Origin of the sequence: Rhizobium sp. 268 (assembly GCF_036571585.1) — a bacterium.
Lineage (GTDB): Bacteria > Pseudomonadota > Alphaproteobacteria > Rhizobiales > Rhizobiaceae > Rhizobium > Rhizobium redzepovicii.
Window position 1 is genome coordinate 35,120 of sequence record NZ_JAPPSO010000019.1, and the last position, 20,197, is coordinate 55,316.

The window sequence follows — 20,197 nt, forward strand, 5'->3', positions numbered from 1 at the left end:
TTGATCTTCGTCAAGCATGGGATGAACGATCGCGGCGTCGCCGGGAGACGAACTTGTCGACCTCGGTCACGAGAACGAGGGAGCTAGCGATCAGCATGCTGAGGCCCCATTCGAGAGGCATGATCGGCGACAGGCCGAGCGTTCCGCTAAGCCACGGCACGTACATCGCCGAGATGTGGATCGTCTGGGCGGCGAGCACGCTGAGGAGCAGGAAGCGGTTTCGAAGGATATCGACGGAGAATATCGATCGTCTTTCGGAGGAGCATGCCAGGGTCTGGACGTTCTCGAACATCACGAAGATGAGAAGCGTTATGTTGCGGGCTTCGGGAACGCCATATCCATGCGCAATCATCCACTGGAATGCCAGGAACGCCGCTCCGCCGATCACGACCGTCGATTGGACGACGCGCTGGATCATCGTCCCGTCGAGGACAGGTTCGAGCGGAGAACGTGGCGGCCCCGCCAGTTCGTCTCCTTCCGGCCTGCCGCCGGCAAGCGCGACGTCCTGGATGCCGTTTGTCACGAGATTGAGCCATAAGAGCTGAACAGGGAGGAGCGGCATGGGCAGGCCGAACGGCAGCGCGAGCATGAAGAGCAGGACCTCGGCGGCGCCCGTTGCGACCGACATCAGCACCACCTTGCGGATGTTGCGATAGGCCGCCCTGCCTTCTGCGATCCCCGCGACGATGGATGCAAAGTTGTCGTTCGTGACGACAAGATCGGCGCTTTCCTTCGCCACCTCGGTTCCCCTGAGTCCCATCGCGACTCCGACATGCGCCTTCTTCAACGCCGGGCCGTCGTTCACGCCGTCTCCGGTGACGGCGACGATGTGGCCATTGCGGATCAGAGATGCGACGATCGCCGATTTCTGCGTTGGCTGCACGCGGGCGTAGATGCGGGCCTCCCTTGTGATCTCGTCCAGCCGTTGGTCGCCCGCTCGAGCGGCTTCATCGATGTCGTGGCCCGAAACGACCTGGCCCGCGTGAAAGCCCAGGCCGGCATCTCGGGCAATCGCGGCAGCAGTCCGCGGGTCGTCCCCGGTCACCATCACGACCTCCACGCCCGCCGCGTGGCAGTCTTTCATAGCGTTCGGCACTTCGGGCCGGACCGGGTCCTGCAGTCCGGCCAGCCCCAAGAACACGAGATCGACAAGGTGACCGTGTCCGAGGCTTCCGGCGAGGGACGCGCCGATTTCCCCTTCGGCGAACGCGAGCACCCTGAGGCCTCGAGCGGCCATTTCTTCCTTCTGCGCCAAAAGCGACGTACGGTCGATTTCGACTACGTTTCCCGCGGAGTCCATGCGATCAGACATTTCTATGAGCACCTCCGACGCCCCCTTGACGAAGACATGAATCCGATCACCGCCGTGGTGGAAGGATGCAGCGTATTTGTGCTCGGGCTCGTAGGCGATCCTTGCCGCCAGCGGGTATCGGTCGTTCAACTCTTCCTGTCCCAGCCCGGCCTTCCGTCCTGCTGCAAGAAGCGCCACGTCGACCGTGTCTCCGGCGGCGACCCAGAGATCGTCGCGGCGAGCCAGGGTTCCTTCGTTTGCGAGTAGTGCGGCGCGTAGCAGCCTGCGCGCCCTCTCGCGGACAAGGTCGCTGTCCAGGCCGCTCGCCCTGATCTCGCACTTGTCGAGATCTGCATGGGCGTCCAGGGCGATGTCCGTGCCGTCCGGCAGGCGAATTTCGGTTACCGTCTGCACGTTGCTGGTCAAGGTCCCCGTTTTGTCCGTGGCGATGATTGTAGTCGAACCCAGGGCCTCAACGGCCGGCATGCTTCGGACGATGACGTTGCGGGCGGCCATCCGCCGCATGCTGACGGCAAGCGCGACGGAGATCGCGATCGGGAGCCCTTCGGGAACAGCGCTCACCGCCAGTCCAACGGACATCATCACAAGGTCGTGCATAGGTAGGCCCTGCATGAAGCCCGCGACGACCAGCAACAAAGCTGCCAATCCTACGAAAACCGCCAGCGCATTCGTGAACTTCGCCAGACGGGCAACAAGCGGGGGCTGCGACGAACTGGCTCTTCCCAACTTGGCGGCGATGCCGCCAAGCATGGTCGCGGTACCTGTAGCGGTCACGACGCCCTTGGCTCGCCCGCGCGTCACCAAGGAACCCGCGAGCAGCATGGAACTGGCGGTTTCATTCGACGATCCTTCGACGGTTCGCCCTTTGGGAACCGGCATCGACTCGCCGGTCAGAAGCGACTCGTCGCATCGGAGATCACTTGCATCGACAAGCATCAGATCGGCAGGGATTCGGTCGCCGGATTCCAGAAGAACGAGATCGCCCACGACCAGCCGCTTGGCCTCGATCCTGCAAGCCACGCCGTCCCGTATGACCCTGGCCGACGGCTGCTCAAGCTTGCGAAGGGCGGCGGCCGCTCGATCCGCAGAATACTCCTGGTAGGTGCCTATGGAGGCATTGATCAGAAGCACGACGAGAATGAACAGGCCGTCTTCGATTCTGCCGGTCGCAAACGAGAGCGCCGATGCCAGCAAGAGGATGTAGATGATCGGATTGCGAAATTGGAGGAGAAAGACCCGCAGCGGCGATGGGGGCTCAGGCTCGGGCAGCGTGTTGGGTCCAAGCTCGGCGAGGCGTTCCTCGGCCTCGATGCTTGTCAGTCCTATCACCGCAGGCGTCGTGGGGGCGGGTGTCTGCGCCGTCAGATTCATCATGGGCTCCGGGCTTGTCGCGACGATTTCATTGAAGGCTCCCCCGACAGCCTATGTGCTCCCGCGCAAGAGGCATTGACCGGGATCAAGGAGCTTCCATCGAACTGAGATATGCTGGAGCCGATTTATGGACCGCGGCTTTGTGCGGCCACGCGCTGCGCTTGGATTGGTTCCGGACGATGCCGCGTGTGGACCCGCATTGATTAGGCAAGATTGGAAGGCACTAAAATGAATAAAAGCTCAGTACAGGCCGTGTTGCAGACGATGAAGGATGACCTTGTCCGTCGTCTCGGAGCGATCGATGCGGACCTCTGCGTCGCGCTCGAGAAGGACAGCGAGGAGCGCGCGACCCAGGTTGAAAACGATGAGGTTCTTCGCGAGATGCAAGCCGAGGGGCGCGACCAGATCGAGGCCATCGACGCGGCGATCGACCGGCTGAACGACGGCACATACGGGCGATGCGTCAAATGCCACCGCTCGATCGGCAAGGAGCGCCTCGCGGCGGTCCCCTATACACCGTTCTGCATCGATTGCGCAAAATCGTTCCGCTGAGGCTTCTGGATTGATGGGGGGTGAGAGGTGGCTACAGCGGCGGCTTGGTGGGCTGGTAGGTGGACGTGGCCTGAGGGCGGGCTGTCGCGACTGAGGGAAGGAGACTCCCGGTCGGGCCTTCTGGCGCTGTCGTCGCTGCTTGCGCTGGCGGCCGCATTCGCCTTCTATCTCGCGGGTCACGGCCCTGGATATCGGTTAATCCTGGTGGGCTGCACCAGCCTGAGTCTGCTGTCCCTTTGCGTTGAAATCGCCAAGAAGCTGCAGAAAGAGGAATACGGTCTGGACCTGATCGCGGCCCTGGCCATGGGGTCCTCCTTATGGTTCGGCGAATATCTCGCCGGAGCGATCGTCGGCCTCATGTATTCCGGCGGTCAGTTTCTGGAGGCATACGCACATCGTCGCGCCGACGAGGGGATGTCGGCTTTGCTGGCGCAAGTTCCGCGGACCGCCCTGCGGCTTGCCGGGAGTGGCTTCGAAGAAATTCCGATCGAGACGGTCGCAGTCGGCGACGTGCTCCTGATACGCAAGGGAGACGTCGTACCGGCGGACGGGGCGCTCGTCGGCGAATTCGCAACGATCGACCAGGCGGTTTTAACCGGAGAGCCTTTCCCGGTGCGCATCGCCAAGGGTGGAAGCATTTCGAGTGGCGCTACGAACGAGGGCGACGCGGTTGAAATCCGTGTTCTAAGCCGTGCCGAGGACAGCACCTATGCAGGAATAGTCAGACTCGTGGAAGCGTCGAAGCGATCCAAGGCGAAGCTGATGCGCCTGGCCGACCGGTTCTCGGTCTGGTTCCTGTTCGCTACGATCGCGGTCGCAGGACTATCGGCAATCTTGTCCGGAGACATGTCACGGATCGTGGCCGTGCTGGTCGTCGCCACGCCATGTCCGTTGATTTTAGCCGTACCCGTCGCACTTGCGGCCGGCACTTCAAAAGCCGCCAAGGAGGGCGTTCTGGTGAAGGGAGCGGGACCTCTTGAGGCCCTCGCCCAAGCCACCGTAGTAGTGTTCGACAAGACGGGGACGCTCACCGCAGGACAGCCCGAAGTCGGCGCGATAGACGGCCCGGAGCATCCAGACAGAATCCTGCGGCTGGCCGCCTCGCTGGACCAGGCGTCCGGCCATGTGGTCGGACGCGCGCTGGTGGACGAGGCGCATAGGCGTGGATTAGTGTTGACCCGCCCGTCGGGGGTGACCGAGACTGCGGGATCCGGGATCTCCGGAATCGTCGATGGCGTGCATGTCGACGTCGGAGGAGACACCTATTTCGGAGAGGCTCCGCCGTCCGGGCCGAACGGTTCAAGCAGCGCAATGCGTGTGAAGGTGCTCTTTGACGGCGCGTCGGCTGGCACGATCACGCTCGAAGACCGGCTTCGCAAAGACGCCGTCCAACTCGTCAACCAGCTCAGGGCATCAGGGATTTCTCGAATAGTCCTCGCTTCCGGGGACGAGCTGCCTATCGCGACAGCCATAGCTCGCTCTCTGGGCCTGGACGACGTCGCGGCGAGGCTCGATCCCGCAGACAAAGTCGCAGTCATCGAGAAGGAGCGCGTCCACGGGAGAGTTCTGATGGTCGGCGACGGAGTGAACGACGCGCCAGCGCTGGCGGCAGCCGAAGTCGGAATCGCGGTGGGCGTCGAAAACCTTGCGGCGGCTGCGGAGGCTGCGGATATCGTGCTCGTCCGGGACGACCTCACGCAGATAGTGAAGGCGATCGGCATCGCGCGTCGTTCACGCAAAATCGCGCTTCAGAGCATCTATACGGGTATAGGTCTCTCGCTCATCGCGATGGGGTTTGCGGGAGCGGGATACCTTCCGCCGGTTGGCGGCGCGTTGCTTCAGGAGGCCATCGACGTGGCGGTCATCCTCAACGCCCTTCGCGCCCTCTAATGGGCGAGAAGCACTGGTAGCTCGGCCTTGACGAGCAGTTCCCGAGTGACGCCGCCGAGGATGAATTCACGAAGCCGGGAATGGCCAAATCCGCCCGCGACCAGAAGGTCCGCTTTTCGTTCCAGCGCGGCCGATTGGATGGCAGCGGTCGCGGTCTCTCCACCTGCCTGAATCGATACGTCTTCCACTTCGAATCCCGAGTGCTTCAAAGAAGAGATCAGTAGCGAGCGGTTCGCCTCGTCGATCTCCTTGTCGTCGGTGATCGAGATGACCTGCACCTTGGTCGCGCGTTCGATGAAAAAGCGGGCGCAGGATAGGGCACGTGCTGCGGTGGCGCTGCCGTCCCAGGCAACGGCGATCGTGTCCACGCGAGAGCAGACGCTGGTGGCGGGAAACAGTACGATAGGACGGCCGCTCCCGAACAGCAGCGTCTCGGAAAACTGGCGGGACAGTTCCGAGGCCTCGACGATGGAGAGGTCGTGACACCTGGCGATTTCGGAAAAACGTTCGTAGACGAACGGCTCCGTGGCCTCGAATCCATGGATTCGCACTTCGACGCCAGTCTCCGAAACAGCGTGATCGAGATGTTCCCGCAACAAAGTCCCGCTGTGCCGGCTATTCCCCTCTGCTTGTTCCCGCCATGTGTCGACATCGATAAAAGTGGGAAAGGGCTGATGGACCTGGGGGATCCGGACTTGCGGGATGCTGGCGACGAGATCGGCGTCGTTCTGCCGAGCGAGGCCGATAGCATTGTCGACTATGGTGAAGGAACTGGGGTCGGGATAGGTCGATAACGGGAGATGGAACTGCGGCTTCATGCTGGCCTCCTGAGGTTAAACAGCCGTCATGATGCCTGCCGCGGAGAGAGTTCGCATTGCGCTTTGTCAAGGCCGCGGCGCAACGAAGCTCCTATGTTCTTGCCTTCATTAAAGCTGGAGGACACGGCCATGACGATCAAGCTGACGGAGATCAACCCCGGTGAGTGCTACCGGATCCTTGAGAACGAGCGCTTCGGTCATCTCGCCTGCTGCAAGGATGGGCAGCCTTACGTGGCGGCGATCTATTTCGCCTTTTCCAGCGGGGTTGCCTATAGCTTCACCATGCCCGGCAAGAAGCTCGACTGGATGCGGGGAAACGACAAGGTCTGCCTTCACGTCGAGCAGCGTTCGAGCGCAGGCGGGTGGACGAGCGTCGTCGTCGAAGGCAGGTTCGAGGAGTTTCCTGACAGCGACGCGCGACGAAGCGAAAGGCTCCATGCATGGTCGCTTCTCCAAAAGTATTCGGACTGGTGGGAGATCGGCTCCATGAAGCCCCACGAGCTCCCCATGCTCGACGGCTCTCCTCACGTCTTCTACGGGATCGTCGTAACGGCCGTGTCGGGTCGAAGCGCAGTCAGGACGGAATGACCGGCAATCCTCGCGCTGATTCCACATCCCGCAAACGGAGCACCACATGCCAATTCCCCCAGCCTGCATCGCAGCGAAACGCTCAACGCCGACCTCCCGCCCTCCCGCCCATTGTTAGCAAGGGGTTCCTGATCCAAGACGAGATCTGCGCCGCGTCGGCCAGGGTCACTACGGATTTGACGGCGTCCGCCGCGCGACGGGGCTACGATACTGTGAATTCCTGGCTCGACTTGTCTGCAGCATCGACAACGGTGATGCGGTCGAGGTCCTTTCGGACGACGTTGAGAGCGAGCTGGAGCAGTATCCCAGGGAGGCGGCGCGGCTATGCGAGGCCGGGTCAAGAACGTTGTCGCGCGCCGCCGAACTGTATTGTGACGCCGCCTCCTGTCAGGTTAGCGAGGCTGAAGCGAAGACTGTCGTGTGAACCGCGGGGCTTACCGGGTCGTTCGCAAGACGAGCACGGAGCATGGGGCACGCTGCACGACATGGTCCACGACCGAGCCGAAGACTCGGTCGAGCACGTCGTCTCGGTGAGAGGCAATCACAACGAGATCGGCGGCGATCTCCTTCGCGATGGCGATGATGACCTGAGACGGGTTGCCCGCGCGGACGTGTATCAAAGCAGGAGTGTTGGTCGACCGCAAAGCTTCCGAAAGTCTGCTCTCGGCGGCGGCCATCACATCGACCGCCCAATCGTCCGGCGCGGCAGACAAGGCAGACCCTCAACCGCGTGAATGAGGTGGAGGCTTCCGTTGGGCGCGAGCTGCGCGCGGGCCGTTTCGACGAGCTGTAGCATGCGTTGCCGGGATCCTCGGCCGATGGCGAAGACGATGGTGGCGAACATGTCAGTATATGTCCTTTCCAGATAGGCTGACGAACTCGGTCGTCAGCCCATCGTCATGCGCTTCCTTGAGAAGCCGATCGGCGCTCATGATGTCGAGACACTGGTGCCAGTGAAGGATTGCCGGAGCGCGCAGCAAAAATGGTCTCTCGCCCACGCCTCGCCTCGCGGCGTCACTGCTGTCACCTCCCAGCGATCCTCGTCTCGACGTCCGAGAACAAGGTCTGCGGACGTTCGCTCGACCGGAGGAATGGTCGTGGCTACGTCGGTTGCTGTCTTGCGTGCCTCTTCTTGTTCGCGCATGTCCGTCTCCTTTGGATGAGGTCGTGGCGCTGTGTCCACGAGCCTATCTGCTCTAAGACAATCGGTCTTTGACGAGTATCAATCCGGATGTTTGACCGGGATCAAGCCAGGGCCCGGTAGGTGGTGATACGGCTATAGCGATGCCCATGCCGATGGAGGGAAACGTGAGGGCCATGGTACTGGAAGAGGTGGGGCAGCAGCTCCGTCTAGTGGAGCGGCCGGACCCGCCAGCGTCGCCCGGCCACGTCGTCGTCAAGGTGGAGGCCTGCGGCGTCTGCCGGACGGACCTTCACGTCTGCGACGGAGACCTCTCCCAGCCAAAGCTTCCCCTCGTTCCGGGGCATGAGATTGTGGGAACCGTGATCGCAGCGGGCGAGGGCATTCCTCGTCGTCTTATCGGTCGAAAAGTCGGGGTACCCTGGCTGGGCCACACCTGCGGCCACTGCCCATATTGCCGACAGGGTCGCGAGAATCTTTGCGACGCCCCCGGCTTCACCGGCTACTCGATCGACGGCGGCTTCGCGACGCATGCGGTCGTCGAGGCGGGCTACGCGTTCGAATTGCCTAACGATACGGACTCGGTGGCGACCGCGCCTCTTCTCTGCGCTGGCCTCATCGGCTGGCGATCCTTGAAGATGGCGGGCGAGGGGAGGACGATCGGCATCTACGGGTTCGGCGCGGCCGCCCACATCCTCGTGCAGGTGTGCAAGCATCGGGGCCAGAGCGTCTATGCGTTCGTGCGTCCTGGAGACGAGGCTGGGCGGAAGTTCGCGCTTGATCTTGGCGCCGTCTGGGCCGGGTTCTCCGGTGAGAGGCCGCCGGTGCCCCTCGACGCCGCCATCATCTTCGCGCCGGCCGGCGAGCTCGTGCCGATGGCGCTCGACGTAGTGCGGAAGGGCGGAACGGTGGTCTGCGGCGGCATCCACATGTCAGACATCCCGAGCATGCCCTACCGTCTGCTCTGGGGCGAGCGGCGGGTCGTCTCGGTGGCGAACCTGACGCGGGGCGACGGGGCGGAATTCTTCTCGATCGCGAAGGCGGCCGAGGTCAGATGCGTCACCATCGTCTACGCGCTTGAACATGCAAACGAGGCTCTCGACGATCTGCGGGCAGGCCGCATCAACGGCGCAGCCATCATCGTGCCATAGCCGCCATCCGCGTTGACGAGGATCAATGCGGATCGATCGGGCAAAACGGAAGCTTCTTCGTCAAGACGTCCGTCGACAACCGGCGGCGCTTCCGCGAGGAGATCAGAGATGTCGCGTTCGTTGCTAGCCCTGGGGGCGCTCTTCATCGCAGGTGAGAGCCTGTTGTCGGCTCCAGCCGTTGCAAACAGCCTGTCGCTCGCGCCCATGCTCCAGCGTGTCGTGCCGAGCGTCGTCAGCATCTCGGTGCAGGGCAAGGAACTCGACGACGCGGATGCGACGCTTGCCGATCCCTTCTACAGAAAGTTTTTCGGACTACCTGACGACGCCGCGCCGGCAGAGCACGGCTTCCAATCGGCTGGCTCGGGTGTCGTCATCGACGAGGTCCACGGCTACATCGTCACCAACCAACATGTCATAGCAAGCGCCTCGAAAATCGAGGTGGCGCTCTCCGATGGCCGACGCTTCAAAGCGAAACTCGTCGGCGCCGATCCCGAGACGGATGTCGCCGTCGTTCAAATTCCACCCGATCATCTTGTTCATGCCGATTTTGGAAGCGCGTCCTCGCTCCATGTCGGCGACGTCGTCGTGGCAATCGGAAATCCCTTCGGCCTGGGCCAGACCGCCACTATGGGCATCGTCAGCGCGCTTGGACGCCGGGCCGTGGGATCGGAGGGGTACGAAGGATTCATTCAGACGGACGCTTCGACAAATCCCGGCAACTCGGGCGGCGCACTTGTAAACGAGGACGGCGTCGTCGTCGGGATCAACAGCGCGATCATCGGGCCGGCCGGCGGAAGCATCGGCATTGGTTTTGCAGTGCCCGCCGAGACCGTCGGCATCGTGATGCGGCAGCTCATCCTGACCGGCAAGCTGGTACGCGGCGAGGTGGGACTGGTCACGCAGGACCTGACGCCCGGTCTTGCAAAAGCGTTCGGCGTGGATGAAGGGCCGGGGGCGCTCGTCAGCGAAGTCCGGCCCGGTTCGCCGGCTGCGAATGCAGGAATTCAGCCGGGCGACGTCGTCCGAATGGTCGACGGAAGGACGGTGCGCGGCGCGTCCGACGTACGCAGGCTTGTGGGATCGCTACCATTGCAGTCCAAGCCATCCTTCCAGATCGATCGCGCCAGCCGAAGGATAGAGGTCTTTCCTGAGGTATCCGCCGCACCGGTCGCCGAACCGGCCGCTCCTCGTACCATCCATATCTCCCGTGGCCCTCTCGCCGACGTCGAGATGGCGAACTCCCCCGACGGTCTCGGCGCGCGCGTCGTCGTCGCGACGGAGGGCTCGGTCGCTGCACAGGCCGGCCTGCAGCCGGACGACGTTATCGTCGCTGTCGACCAGCAGCCGGTGACCGACGTCGGGCAACTTCTCGCAATTCTCTTGAAGGAGCATGCCCGCGCTCTCATCACCGTCGTGAGGAACGGCCACCGCGTCTTCTTGGCCGCCGACGTGCAGACTCAGTAGCGAGTTCGCAGACGATGTTCGGTCCGCTGAGATCTCAAGGTCGCTCACCTGCTTGATGAAGATCAAAGACGGAATTCTACGGCGCTGGCACGATCGGCACGTCGCAAACCTGAAGGAGGTTGTCATGAACGACATTCAACTCAGACAGAACATTCTTGACGAAATGGAATTCGAGCCCAGCATCGACGCGGCTGATATCGGCGTCGCGGTCGACAGCGGGATTGTAACCCTGACGGGTCATGTGCGCACCTACGCGGAGAAGGAAGCCGCCGAGCGGGTGGTTCGTCGCGTCAAGGGCGTGCGCGGAATTGCTGCCGAAATTGAAGTGCGGATCTTCGGACCCAAGGAAACAGACGACGACGACATCGCCCGGCGAGCTGTCAAAATGCTCGACTGGAACGTTTCCGTGCCAAAGGATTCCGTGCAGGTGCGGGTTCTCACAGGGTGGGTGACCCTGCGGGGCGAGGTCGAGTGGCAATATCAAAAGAACGCGGCTTACGACGCAGTGCGCGATCTCGCCGGCGTGGTGGGGGTATCCAATCTCGTGGAGCTGAAGCCCCGCGTTACGGCCGTGGATGTCAAGAAGCGCATAGAGGATGCGTTTCAGCGCGACGCCGCTCTTGACGCCGATGCAATTAGGATCGATGTGAAAGGCAGAAAGGTTATCCTCTCAGGCAAGGTGAAGACCTGGTCGGAACGGCAGGCGGCGGAACGCGCTGCATGGTCCGCTCCGGGGATCAGCACTCTCGACGATCGGCTGACGGTCGGGTGATCGAATATCGTGGGCTGCTAGACGTTAGCCGCTCCGCCTACATTCAGCAGCAAGGGCGCCGCTGAGCGCCCTTTGCATAGCCTCAAATTTCCGAGATCGACTTGCGCGCAAATCTCGTCTCCGAAATTCCGTGCTTGCCAATGCAGAGCCTCCGTCGCGAGTGCAGGGAAACCTTTGTTGTTCTTGGAGAACGGCCTTGGGCGGGGACGTAGCCCGCGGGATCTTCCGCGAAGACAGACATGCGCCTCGACGCCGTCCGCGCCGCGTTCATTTTTTTAAATTGAAATCCTGCAGTCGAGCAGAATCTCGATCATGCCTCGCGTCGAGCAGCAGCCTGAGACGAGCCGACATCTCCGAAGCCGTATACGGCTTCTTCAGCCAGCCGGCGCCCGCTTCGATCTCCTTCTCCGCAGCATGAGGCTCCGAAAAGCCCGACGTGAGAAGAATTTTCACCGTCGGCCAGCGCTCGCGTACCCTTCGGGCCAGTTCGTCGCCGTTCATCCCAGGCATGGCAACATCGGTGAACAGAAGCGCTACGTCATGCGCCGCCTCCAGCTCCTTCAACGCGTCGATCCCGTTCGTAGCTTCGATCACTGAATAGCCAAGCGTCTCCAGACGGCCGACCGTCACTCTGCGAACTCTCGCGTCGTCCTCGACCACCAGGATGGTTTCCGTGCCTCGAGACGGGGCGTCCTCGGCCCGCTGTTCGCCGGGAAGGGAATCTTTTCCGGCGTCGGCGCGTGGAAGGAAGAGGCGTACCGTCGTCCCCTCGCCAGGTTCGCTATAGAGCTGCAAGTGTCCTGCGGATTGCTTGGCGAAACCGTAGACCATGCTGAGCCCAAGTCCCGTTCCCGAACCCGTCGGCTTTGTTGTGAAGAACGGTTCGAAAGCACGTTCCATCACCTCCGAGGTCATTCCAGTGCCCGTGTCTGTCACCGAAATGAGGACGTATTTGCCGGGGCGGATCGCCGGGTACATGCCGGCGTAGTCGGAGTCGATCTCGACGCCGGATATCTCGATCGCCAGGCGGCCGCCGGCAGGCATCGCGTCCCTGGCGTTGAGCGAAAGGTTGAGAAGCGCGCTCTGGAGCTGCGCCTTGTCCGCCATTGCGCTCAGCCGCCGTCCAGGAATGATCGTCCGGAGCTCGACGGAGTCGCCGAGCGTTCGCTGGACGAGGTCTGAAAACTCTCCAAGCAGGGCGCCGACGTCCAGCACCTTCGGTGCGAGAGCTTGCCGCCTTCCGAACGCCAGAAGCTGCGAGGTCAGTCTGGCGCCGTCGTCGGCCGCGGACTGCGCCTCGCGCAGCAGGGACAACTGCCCCGGCTCGGCCAGACGGGCCTCCAGCATTTCGAGGTTGCCGCTGATGACGGCGAGCAGATTGTTGAAGTCGTGGGCGAGCCCTCCAGTCAACTGGCCGACCGCCTCCATCTTCTGCGACTGCCGGAGCTCGGCTTCTATGCGGTGGCGGCTCGTGAGATCCCTTACGAAGCCCGTGAAGGTCCGCTTGCCGCCCACGATCGCCTCGCCGACCGAGAGCTCCATCGGAAAGGTGGTCCCGTTCTTTCTGAGACCGACGACCACGCGCCCATAGCCGATGATCCGGCGGCGCCCGGTCCGGATGTATGAATCCAAGTATCCGTCGTGCGCCTCCCGGTCGGGCGAGGGCATCAGCATGGAGACGTTCCGCCCGGTGGTCTCGTGCGCGGAGTAGCCGAAGAGTTTCTCCGCCGCAGCGCTGAAAGAAGCGATGACACCTCTGTCGTCTATGACGACCATTGCGTCTGGGACCGTATCAAGAATGGACTGGAGGTGAGCCTGTCGCTCCCGCAGTTCGTGCTCGACCTCCTGCATGAGTGTCACGTCGTTGTTGGACTGGACGATGAGCGTGTCAGGATCGCCAAGTTCGAGGAGGGTCCACCGTGTCACAATGGCCAGCCTGACACCGTCCTTCCGTCGGTGACCCACCTGACCGCTCCAAGATCCCTTGGTACGCACATTGGCTCGAATCTCCGCCACGTCTGCCGGAAATTGCGTATCCAGGAGCTCGTGCACCACCTTTCCTACAGCCTCCGTGGCGGACCATCCGTAGAGTTGCTCGCAGCCCGAGGTCCAGCGCTGGATGACGCCGTCCAAGCCGTGGACGATGAGGTTGGCCCCGTCGAATATGCGCACGATCCGGTCCAGGTCGGTTTCACTGGTAGCGTATTCCAGCATAGCGTGCTCCAGAGTCTGTCTCTTCGAACTCGTCGTCCGGGTCTTCGTCGGCGGCGCGGGCCAGTGACGACCGGCTGGCAACCTTGAACTGATGCTTGTCCGCAGGCAATAGTATGCCCTTGGCCACCAGCTTGGTAAGCGTCCTCGACACGGTCTCGATCGTCATGCCGAGATGGTCGGCGATGTCGGCGCGCACCATTGGCAGACTGATCGTCCGGCCGTCCCGCCCCTCGTTCCGCTCCAGCTGATGAAGAAGGAAGGTGCAGACACGCTGCTCGGCGTTCTTATGCGACAGCAGGAGCATGTGGTCCTGTGCCGCCGAGATTTCGTCGCGAAGTTGCGACAGAAGCTGAAGGCGGAAATCAGGCACGAGTTGCAGTTCCTCTTCCAGCGTCCGCTTGTTCATCCGGGTGAAGGCCACGTCATCGATGGCCTCGCCTGCAAACATGTAGCGGTTGCGAAATGACAAGCCGACCAGGTCGCCCGCGCCAAGGAAACCGATGATGAGGCGGCGGCCGTCGGGAAGGAACCGGCATATGCGGACGTTCCCGCGGACGATGCGAAACACATGGCGGGCGGCGTCGCCCTCGAAGAAGATCGTGGTTCCCGACTGGGCAGTCTCGACGGTCTGGCGCATGAACAGGGGCGCGAAGTCGATCATTCCATGCGCCCGCGGCCGTTCGAGTGAATGGATGTTTGATACCGCTTGCATGTCGTGGCCTCCATCTGCCGTTGCTTGGCCTGGATTTGACCGAACCCTGATGACACCGGAATGCGAGAAGCGTAAGACTTGGTGCGATTGTGTAACAATCCGTAACAAGCGAAGAATGCCGGAATGACGAGCGGAACTCTCAGGCGGACCCGCATACTTGTCGTGGACGACGATGTCCGGATTCAGAGAATGCTTGCGCAGTACCTCGGCGAGGAGGGATTCGACGTCGACGTGGCAGGCAGCAGCTCACAGATGCGCGCGAGAATGGCGGGCGCGAAATTCGACGCCGTCCTGCTCGACGTCGTCCTGCCGGGAGACTGCGACGGACTCCAACTCGCAAGGGAAATCCGTTCAGGTTCGGACGTCCCCATCATCATGCTGTCCGGCCGCGACGATGTGATGGACCGCGTCGTCGGTCTGGAGGTCGGCGCGGACGACTATATTGGCAAGCCATTCCATCTCCGGGAGGTGCTCGCCCGCGTGAGGACGGTTCTGCGAAGACGAACAGTTTCAACCGAACCCGCACCCCCGGAAGAAGGCGTGCTCCGTTTCGCGGGATGGCGGCTTGACGTAGAACGGAGAGCGGTGACCAACCCGGCCGGGGACGAAGTGGCGATGTCGACGGGGGAGTTCGACATGCTGCATGTATTCGCCACCCATGCCGGGCGCGTCATGACCCGTGACATACTGATGGACTTGACGCACAAGCGTGGCCGCGACGGCTTCGACCGAACTATCGACGCGCTGATCGTGAGGCTGCGGCGCAAGATAGAGACGGATCCGGCCAATCCTAGCCTGATTAAGTCCGTCCGCGGCGTCGGATATCTCTTTACAGCAAGGCCGGAGACGGCTTCTGGTCGATCCTGAACATCAGGCCATGATCCCACCGGCGAAATCGGTCTTCGCTTTCCATCTCTGAGAAATCACCTGGAAACTGCGCCCAGAACCGCATGTAGTCGCATCCCGCCGATCGCCTTCGCAGCGAGGTGAACAGGAGGTCCGTGATGGTCACGTCGTCAATGACGCTCGCCACCGCGAAGATCGGCACGTCCATCAATCGTCCGGCGATCGGATGCGTGCCGATCCGGTAGACGGCCAGCCCACGCACATAACCTGCCGGATCCTTTAACGAGACGAGCGTCCACCGATCGGCGCTCGCCACCACTCGCGCCCAATCGTCGGCAGAAAAGCACGGAGCCGCCACCTGAATCAGGCTGTAGGCGATCAGCGCATCGTCCAAGTGGAGCAGGTGGACGCAATATCCCGATGTCATGGCGGCTTTCCTCCTCGATCGAGAGGAAATCTTCGCATGGTCCGGCAGTTAGGACCTTGTCCCAAGTCAATCCTCAGTTTGGGAAACTCGAATGACAAAAGCCAGGGTGATTTGATGGTGATCAAAGACTGAGATTGCAATGGACTGTTCTATGTACGCGTCGCCGCCTGTGAACGACGGCATTCTTGAGAGAAGGAGAATGACAATGGCAGACTCTTCAACGAAACTTTCCGTTAAGACCGAAGCAAGGCCGGCGGCCCCCGCCGACCGCTGGTGGCCCCTCGACAGCCTCCGGTCCGAGATCGACCGCGTGTTCAACGACTTCGGGAGCCCGTCGATTTTCGACCGGGCCTTCAGCAGGATGCCGGCCGCGTTCTCGCGCGGCATGCTCGCCGTCGATCTCGTTGAATCCGACAAAGCCTTCGAGCTGTCGGCCGAGCTTCCAGGCGTCGACGCCAAGGATCTTGACATCACGCTCGCCGACGGTGTGCTCACCATCAAGGGCGAGAAGAACGAGGCCAAGGAAGAGAAGGAAAAGGACTATTACCTCTCCGAACGGCGCTACGGGTCGTTCCACCGAAGCCTGGAATTGCCGCGCGGCGTGGACAGCGAGAAGATCGAGGCAAAGTTCTCCAACGGCGTTCTCAAGGTGACGCTGCCGAAGACACCCGAGCGGCAGCAAAACAGCAAGAAGATCACGGTGAAGGCGGCCTGACGGTCAACCCCCGCTACGCCGAGGGGTGGCGCGTACGGTGGGGCGCGGAGAGGGAGGGGCGGGCCCCTCCCTCTTTTTCAGTTGATGCGGATGTGGTTCTCGACGGCGGCAACGCCTGGTACGGACCAGGCCGTCCGCTCGGCGACGCCGCGCTCGTGCCAGGCGCGCACGCCCCCTTCGAGAACGACCTTGTCGTCCTGAACCTTGACCGTGATCCCTCCAGCGTCGACTTCGGCACTCCGTTTCAGGGCGTCCTCGATCCGACGGCGGACGTCCGACACCGTCGGGCACGGCCGTATCGTCAGCAGATTGATGACGCCGACCACGCCGCCGAGCTTCCTGACGGCATGTTCGGCGGCAGTCCTCTGAAACCGCCAGCGCACTTCGCCCGACAACGTGACCCAGCCGCTCTCGACCTTTACATGCACCGATCCCTCCGGGAGCGCCGTGTTCCAGGCGATGATGTCGATCGCCCGCGATGCTATCTGGTCGTCCGCATGCTGCTTGTGACCGACGCGCCGCACCTCGATCTCTACAGCCACCGCCCGGACGCCCTTCATCCGCGCCGCGACGTCTTCCGCTGTCAGCTTTTCCGCGTAGGTCGACACATGACCGGAGAGGGTCGCAATGCCATCTTCCACCGAGACCCCGATATGGGCGGCGTCGATGCTGGGTTCGAACGCCAGCTCGTCGAGTATGTCCTGTTGGATTGCCAAGTCCGTCATTTTTACCTCCTGTTGGGTTCCGAAGCGCGTTGGCCTCGTGGGGTATGATGCGCCATCCAAAATTATTGGCTTTGCGCTTGGTCAATCGAACCTGGCGGTGGCCTGCATCACCCCCAAATTGCCGATCAGGCGAGCCGCGAACGGGTCTTTGACCTTCGTCAACGTGGTTTCGTCCGGAATGCCTTAAAGTACCCGACAACACATAGGAGCTGTCATGGCCAATCCGATCCTTCACTTCCATGGCGCCGCTGGGTCGGTGACCGGATCGTGCTTCCTTTTAGAGAGCGGTGACACACGCATTCTCATCGACTGTGGAATGTTCCAGGGCTCGAAGTCGGAGAAGGAACTCAACTACAAACCATTTCCCTTCGAGCCGTCGCGGATCGACGCCGTGCTACTCACACACGCGCACATCGACCACTCGGGGCTGCTTCCGAAGCTTGCGAACGCGGGATATGCCGGGCCAATCTTTGCAACGGCAGCAACCATCGACCTTTGCACGATCATGCTGCAGGATTCGGGTCACATCCAGGAGTCGGAGGTCCGGCAGCTCAATCGAAGGAATCGGAGAAGGGCGCGAGAGACGGTGGAGCCCGTCTATACCGCCGACGACGCCCGCAGAATGCTGCCGCAGTTCATTGCCGTCGAGTACGGTGAGTGGCGGGAGACCGTTGGCGGCGTGAAGTTCCGTTATTGGAATGCTGGACACCTGATGGGTTCCGCATCGATCGAAGTCGAGGCGCCAGGCGCCGACGGGGCGACAAGATCTTTGTTCTCCGGCGACGTCGGCGCGAGCAACAAATTGTTCGAAAACCTCCCTCGGGCACCTTCAGATGTCGATTACCTCATCTGCGAAAGCACATACGGAGACCGTGAAAGGGAAGAATACGCTCTGAAAGATCGACGGGACCGGCTGCGCGAAGTAGTCGCGACTTCGAACAGCCCCAGCGGGGTTCTTCTGATTCCCTCCTTCGCCGTCGAGAGGACGCAGGAGGTGCTGACTGACCTCGTGGCCCTCATGGACGAAGGAGAGGTGCCACGGTGCCCTATCATGATAGACTCGCCGCTCGCGTCGAGAGCGACCGAGGCATTCAAGAAGCATGCGGCGGACCTCGGTCACGGCAAGGCGTTCCTTCGCGCGCTTAACGCTCAAAACGTGCGCTTCACGGAGACTGCCGAGCAGTCGAAGGCGCTCGATCTCGTCCGGGGCTTTCACATCATCATTGCGGCAAGCGGAATGTGCGAGGCAGGGCGGATTCGCCACCGCCTGAAGAACTGGCTCTGGCGGCCGGAGTGCACTGTGCTGTTCGTCGGGTTCCAGGCGGCGGGGACGCTTGGCCGTATCCTGCAGGAGGGCGCTACCGATATCCGCATCCAGGGCGAGGAGATTCACGTCTGCGCCAGGATGGCCACGCTCGACGCCTACAGCGGACACGCGGATGCAAGCGAACTGGATGCGTGGGTTGCCGAGCGGGAGCCGATCCGGAACGCAGTCTTCCTTGTCCATGGAGAGGAGCGCGCTCGTGAAGCGATGTCCGCGCGTCTCTCGAAGCAAGTTTCGGCAAAGGTCGTCTGCCCGTCGCTGGATGATGCCTACGAGCTTTCACCGGCGGGTGCACGCCTCATCGAAGACACGAGGCCCGCACGTATCAAGCCGGTCGTGCCCGGCAAGCCAGACTGGAACAACGACTATCAGCGGTTCGTTCTGGACCTGTCCGATCGTCTGAAATCCGTCGCCGACGAGAAGGGTCGCGCGGTCGTGCTGCGCAGGCTTCGACGCGCACTGGACCCGGACGAAGTTTCGGCTGCCGAAGGGAGGAGAGACGGCAATGTTGATCATGGATCGTGACTGCAAGCGCGGCGGAGAACGCTTCGCGATACCGACCCAGGGTGAGGTGCAAGGCAAGCTTACCGTCCTGGAGGTCGTCGCTATAACCTGCCTGAGGGAGGTTCTCGCTTCGAAGAATGCCTTTGCGGTCGCTGCGTTAAAGAAGAAGGTCTTGCGGGCCATGAAGGAGCAGTGCGCGCCGTTCGGTCTGTCGTCGGAAGACGAGACGTCCGTCCTCGAGTACGCATGCGAGTTCTTCGAAGAGGCAAGCAAGGAGGCAGCCAGGCAAGGCGCAACGAAGGTGGCTGCGAAGTCTGCTGGGACGGCACGCTCCAGGGCTTCGGGCCATGGATAGGGTTGCCGTCACTTTCAACGCCGGGTCCTCCAGCCTCAAGGTCGGCGTCTTCAGCCTGAAGGACGGTCGAGCACTCCGGCTGGGAGGTGGTATTGCCACGCTCGGGGACCAGCCAAGGTTCACCTTGCGATTTTCTGGCGGGGACGAGGCTGTCGATCTTCCGTCCAGTACAGAGATCGACGCGCGGCTGGTATTGCAGGTCGTCGATTGCATTGTCCGCAGAGGATTCGACCCCGTGGTGGCCGGCCATCGAATCGTCCACGGCGGACAGGTCTTCGATGGCCCCGTTCTTCTGGAGCCAGACGTCGTCCTCAGAATGGAACACCTGACGCATCTCGCGCCGGTGCACCTTCCTCCGGCGCTTGCGATCGTTCGCGCCGTCCGGAGTGCATATCCGGACATACCGCAGACTGCGTCGTTCGATACCGCATTCCATTCGTCGCAGAGCAGTCTTGCCGCGCGGCTCGCCATTCCCAGAGAGCTGCACGACGCCGGGGTCCGCAGATACGGCTTCCACGGACTTTCCTATAAGTACGTCGCCGGCGAGCTCAGGAAACACGATCCAGACCTGGCCGCCGGCCGTATCATCTGCGCGCATCTTGGAAGCGACGCGAGCCTTTGCGGAATGGTCGACGGCGTGAGCATAGACACCAGCATGGGCTTCTCCCCGCTGGGCGGAGTTCCGATGTCGACCCGGCCGGGGTCGCTCGATCCCGGCGCTGTCGTCCACCTTCTGCGCAACAATTTCCACGACGCAGACAGCCTCGAGGATTTCCTTCACCACCGTTGCGGGCTACTCGGCGTCTCCGGGAAAAGCGGTGACGTCCGGGTCCTGCTGGAGGACTTCAATCCGGCGTCCAGGGAAGCCCTCGACCTCTTCTGCTTCAGGATCGCCGGCGAGATAGGAAGGCTTGCCGTCTCTCTAGGCGGGGTGGACGCCGTCGTCTTCACCGCCGGCGTCGGCGAGCATCAATCGGAAATACGCAGTGGCGTCGCGCACCATCTGGGTTGGCTGGGTCTCTCGTTGAGCGAGCCCGCGAACAAGATGAATGCTACCGTAATCAGCGCGAGGGAAAGCGAAATCGTCGCCCTTGTCATTCCGACCAACGAGGAACAAGTCATCGCCGAAGAAGCGATCGCAGTCATCAGCCGGCACAGGCTTTAAGGGTCGAACATGTTTGAACATAGCAGCCCACCGCCGACCGAGCGCGAACTCGAACTCATCGACCGCCAACTTCTGCGCGAGCCGCATCGGCCCGAACAAATCAAGCCCCGCCTTCTCGGACATTGGGAACGACGCCCGGCCTCAACTTCAT

Annotated in this window: 18 protein-coding genes; 11 read left to right on the plus strand and 7 right to left on the minus strand. The window is 62.1% G+C overall.

What is annotated here, in order from left to right:
• Window positions 1–10: 10 nt before the first annotated feature.
• A complete protein-coding gene (locus OS035_RS28660; protein ID WP_183777780.1) occupies window positions 11–2,686 on the minus strand; it encodes a cation-translocating P-type ATPase in 2,676 nt (891 codons plus the stop codon).
• A gap of 225 nt (window positions 2,687–2,911) precedes the next feature.
• Here OS035_RS28660 and OS035_RS28665 point away from each other — a divergent pair, with 225 nt between their 5' ends.
• Together OS035_RS28665 and OS035_RS28670 are read left to right on the plus strand one after the other, a co-directional pair.
• A complete protein-coding gene (locus OS035_RS28665; protein ID WP_097625187.1) occupies window positions 2,912–3,235 on the plus strand; it encodes a TraR/DksA family transcriptional regulator in 324 nt (107 codons plus the stop codon).
• Between the two features lie 27 nt (window positions 3,236–3,262).
• Window positions 3,263–5,125, plus strand: coding sequence for a heavy metal translocating P-type ATPase (locus OS035_RS28670; protein ID WP_331814349.1), 1,863 nt, complete (start codon window positions 3,263–3,265; stop codon window positions 5,123–5,125).
• Here OS035_RS28670 and OS035_RS28675 read toward each other — a convergent pair.
• Window positions 5,122–5,943 carry a universal stress protein gene (locus OS035_RS28675; protein WP_183777778.1) on the minus strand — a complete coding sequence of 274 codons (822 nt, stop codon included), beginning with the start codon at window positions 5,941–5,943 and terminating at the stop codon, window positions 5,122–5,124. The genes OS035_RS28670 and OS035_RS28675 overlap by 4 nt on opposite strands.
• A 129-nt stretch (window positions 5,944–6,072) precedes the next feature.
• Between OS035_RS28675 and OS035_RS28680 the strand changes: the two genes are divergently transcribed.
• Entirely contained in the window at window positions 6,073–6,531 is a 459-nt protein-coding gene (locus OS035_RS28680) for a pyridoxamine 5'-phosphate oxidase family protein (protein WP_165503982.1), read from the plus strand.
• A gap of 434 nt (window positions 6,532–6,965) precedes the next feature.
• Here the strand turns inward: OS035_RS28680 and OS035_RS28685 are convergent, their stop codons facing one another.
• On the minus strand, window positions 6,966–7,244 hold the full coding sequence (locus tag OS035_RS28685; RefSeq protein ID WP_331814352.1) for a universal stress protein: 279 nt from the start codon (window positions 7,242–7,244) through the stop codon (window positions 6,966–6,968).
• A 595-nt stretch (window positions 7,245–7,839) separates the two neighbouring features.
• Here OS035_RS28685 and OS035_RS28690 point away from each other — a divergent pair.
• From OS035_RS28690 to OS035_RS28700, 3 genes are all read left to right on the plus strand, one after another.
• Window positions 7,840–8,823 (plus strand): zinc-dependent alcohol dehydrogenase family protein, encoded by a 984-nt coding sequence (locus OS035_RS28690; RefSeq protein ID WP_183777776.1) that lies wholly within the window; start codon window positions 7,840–7,842, stop codon window positions 8,821–8,823.
• A 108-nt stretch (window positions 8,824–8,931) separates the two neighbouring features.
• The gene (locus OS035_RS28695) at window positions 8,932–10,287 is read left to right on the plus strand and encodes a trypsin-like peptidase domain-containing protein (protein WP_331814354.1); all 1,356 of its coding nucleotides are present in this window, start codon (window positions 8,932–8,934) and stop codon (window positions 10,285–10,287) included.
• Between the two features lie 124 nt (window positions 10,288–10,411).
• Window positions 10,412–11,059: a BON domain-containing protein gene (locus OS035_RS28700; RefSeq protein WP_097625451.1), complete on the plus strand. Its 648-nt coding sequence runs from the start codon at window positions 10,412–10,414 to the stop codon at window positions 11,057–11,059.
• A 267-nt stretch (window positions 11,060–11,326) separates the two neighbouring features.
• Here the strand turns inward: OS035_RS28700 and OS035_RS28705 are convergent, their stop codons facing one another.
• Window positions 11,327–13,273, minus strand: a complete 1,947-nt coding sequence (locus tag OS035_RS28705) for a hybrid sensor histidine kinase/response regulator (protein WP_097625194.1) — start codon at window positions 13,271–13,273, stop codon at window positions 11,327–11,329.
• Entirely contained in the window at window positions 13,251–13,934 is a 684-nt protein-coding gene (locus tag OS035_RS28710) for a helix-turn-helix domain-containing protein (protein WP_331814357.1), read from the minus strand. Before OS035_RS28710 ends, OS035_RS28705 begins: the two co-directional genes overlap by 23 nt.
• A 174-nt stretch (window positions 13,935–14,108) precedes the next feature.
• Between OS035_RS28710 and OS035_RS28715 the strand changes: the two genes are divergently transcribed.
• Window positions 14,109–14,852, plus strand: coding sequence for a response regulator (locus tag OS035_RS28715; protein ID WP_097625196.1), 744 nt, complete (start codon window positions 14,109–14,111; stop codon window positions 14,850–14,852).
• Here OS035_RS28715 and OS035_RS28720 read toward each other — a convergent pair.
• Window positions 14,815–15,258 carry a hypothetical protein gene (locus OS035_RS28720; protein ID WP_097625197.1) on the minus strand — a complete coding sequence of 148 codons (444 nt, stop codon included), beginning with the start codon at window positions 15,256–15,258 and terminating at the stop codon, window positions 14,815–14,817. The genes OS035_RS28715 and OS035_RS28720 overlap by 38 nt on opposite strands.
• A gap of 205 nt (window positions 15,259–15,463) precedes the next feature.
• On the opposite strand from OS035_RS28720, the gene OS035_RS28725 reads away from it, so the two are divergent.
• The gene (locus tag OS035_RS28725) at window positions 15,464–15,973 is read left to right on the plus strand and encodes an Hsp20/alpha crystallin family protein (protein WP_165503981.1); all 510 of its coding nucleotides are present in this window, start codon (window positions 15,464–15,466) and stop codon (window positions 15,971–15,973) included.
• Window positions 15,974–16,050: 77 nt separating this feature from the next.
• Here OS035_RS28725 and OS035_RS28730 read toward each other — a convergent pair whose 3' ends face one another.
• Entirely contained in the window at window positions 16,051–16,698 is a 648-nt protein-coding gene (locus OS035_RS28730) for a BON domain-containing protein (protein WP_183777773.1), read from the minus strand.
• 214 nt (window positions 16,699–16,912) lie between these two features.
• On the opposite strand from OS035_RS28730, the gene OS035_RS28735 reads away from it, so the two are divergent.
• From OS035_RS28735 to OS035_RS28745, 3 genes are read left to right on the plus strand one after another with little or no spacing between them, the layout of a single operon-like run.
• On the plus strand, window positions 16,913–18,547 hold the full coding sequence (locus tag OS035_RS28735) for an MBL fold metallo-hydrolase (protein ID WP_097625200.1): 1,635 nt from the start codon (window positions 16,913–16,915) through the stop codon (window positions 18,545–18,547).
• Entirely contained in the window at window positions 18,528–18,881 is a 354-nt protein-coding gene (locus OS035_RS28740) for a hypothetical protein (RefSeq protein ID WP_097625201.1), read from the plus strand. Before OS035_RS28735 ends, OS035_RS28740 begins: the two co-directional genes overlap by 20 nt.
• Window positions 18,874–20,046 (plus strand): acetate/propionate family kinase, encoded by a 1,173-nt coding sequence (locus OS035_RS28745; RefSeq protein ID WP_097625202.1) that lies wholly within the window; start codon window positions 18,874–18,876, stop codon window positions 20,044–20,046. Before OS035_RS28740 ends, OS035_RS28745 begins: the two co-directional genes overlap by 8 nt.
• Window positions 20,047–20,197: the final 151 nt, after the last annotated feature.

Excerpts from the sequence above, each read along its gene's own strand:
- OS035_RS28660 (WP_183777780.1), bottom strand. The coding sequence starts at position 2,686 with ATGATGAATCTGACGGCGCAGACACCCGCCCCCACGACGCCTGCGGTG.
- OS035_RS28665 (WP_097625187.1), top strand. The coding sequence starts at position 2,912 with ATGAATAAAAGCTCAGTACAGGCCGTGTTGCAGACGATGAAGGATGAC.
- OS035_RS28675 (WP_183777778.1), bottom strand. The coding sequence starts at position 5,943 with ATGAAGCCGCAGTTCCATCTCCCGTTATCGACCTATCCCGACCCCAGT.
- OS035_RS28680 (WP_165503982.1), top strand. The coding sequence starts at position 6,073 with ATGACGATCAAGCTGACGGAGATCAACCCCGGTGAGTGCTACCGGATC.
- OS035_RS28695 (WP_331814354.1), top strand. The coding sequence starts at position 8,932 with ATGTCGCGTTCGTTGCTAGCCCTGGGGGCGCTCTTCATCGCAGGTGAG.
- OS035_RS28700 (WP_097625451.1), top strand. The coding sequence starts at position 10,412 with ATGAACGACATTCAACTCAGACAGAACATTCTTGACGAAATGGAATTC.
- OS035_RS28705 (WP_097625194.1), bottom strand. The coding sequence starts at position 13,273 with ATGCTGGAATACGCTACCAGTGAAACCGACCTGGACCGGATCGTGCGC.
- OS035_RS28710 (WP_331814357.1), bottom strand. The coding sequence starts at position 13,934 with ATGATCGACTTCGCGCCCCTGTTCATGCGCCAGACCGTCGAGACTGCC.
- OS035_RS28715 (WP_097625196.1), top strand. The coding sequence starts at position 14,109 with ATGACGAGCGGAACTCTCAGGCGGACCCGCATACTTGTCGTGGACGAC.
- OS035_RS28720 (WP_097625197.1), bottom strand. The coding sequence starts at position 15,258 with ATGACATCGGGATATTGCGTCCACCTGCTCCACTTGGACGATGCGCTG.
- OS035_RS28725 (WP_165503981.1), top strand. The coding sequence starts at position 15,464 with ATGGCAGACTCTTCAACGAAACTTTCCGTTAAGACCGAAGCAAGGCCG.
- OS035_RS28730 (WP_183777773.1), bottom strand. The coding sequence starts at position 16,698 with ATGACGGACTTGGCAATCCAACAGGACATACTCGACGAGCTGGCGTTC.
- OS035_RS28735 (WP_097625200.1), top strand. The coding sequence starts at position 16,913 with ATGGCCAATCCGATCCTTCACTTCCATGGCGCCGCTGGGTCGGTGACC.
- OS035_RS28740 (WP_097625201.1), top strand. The coding sequence starts at position 18,528 with ATGTTGATCATGGATCGTGACTGCAAGCGCGGCGGAGAACGCTTCGCG.
- OS035_RS28745 (WP_097625202.1), top strand. The coding sequence starts at position 18,874 with ATGGATAGGGTTGCCGTCACTTTCAACGCCGGGTCCTCCAGCCTCAAG.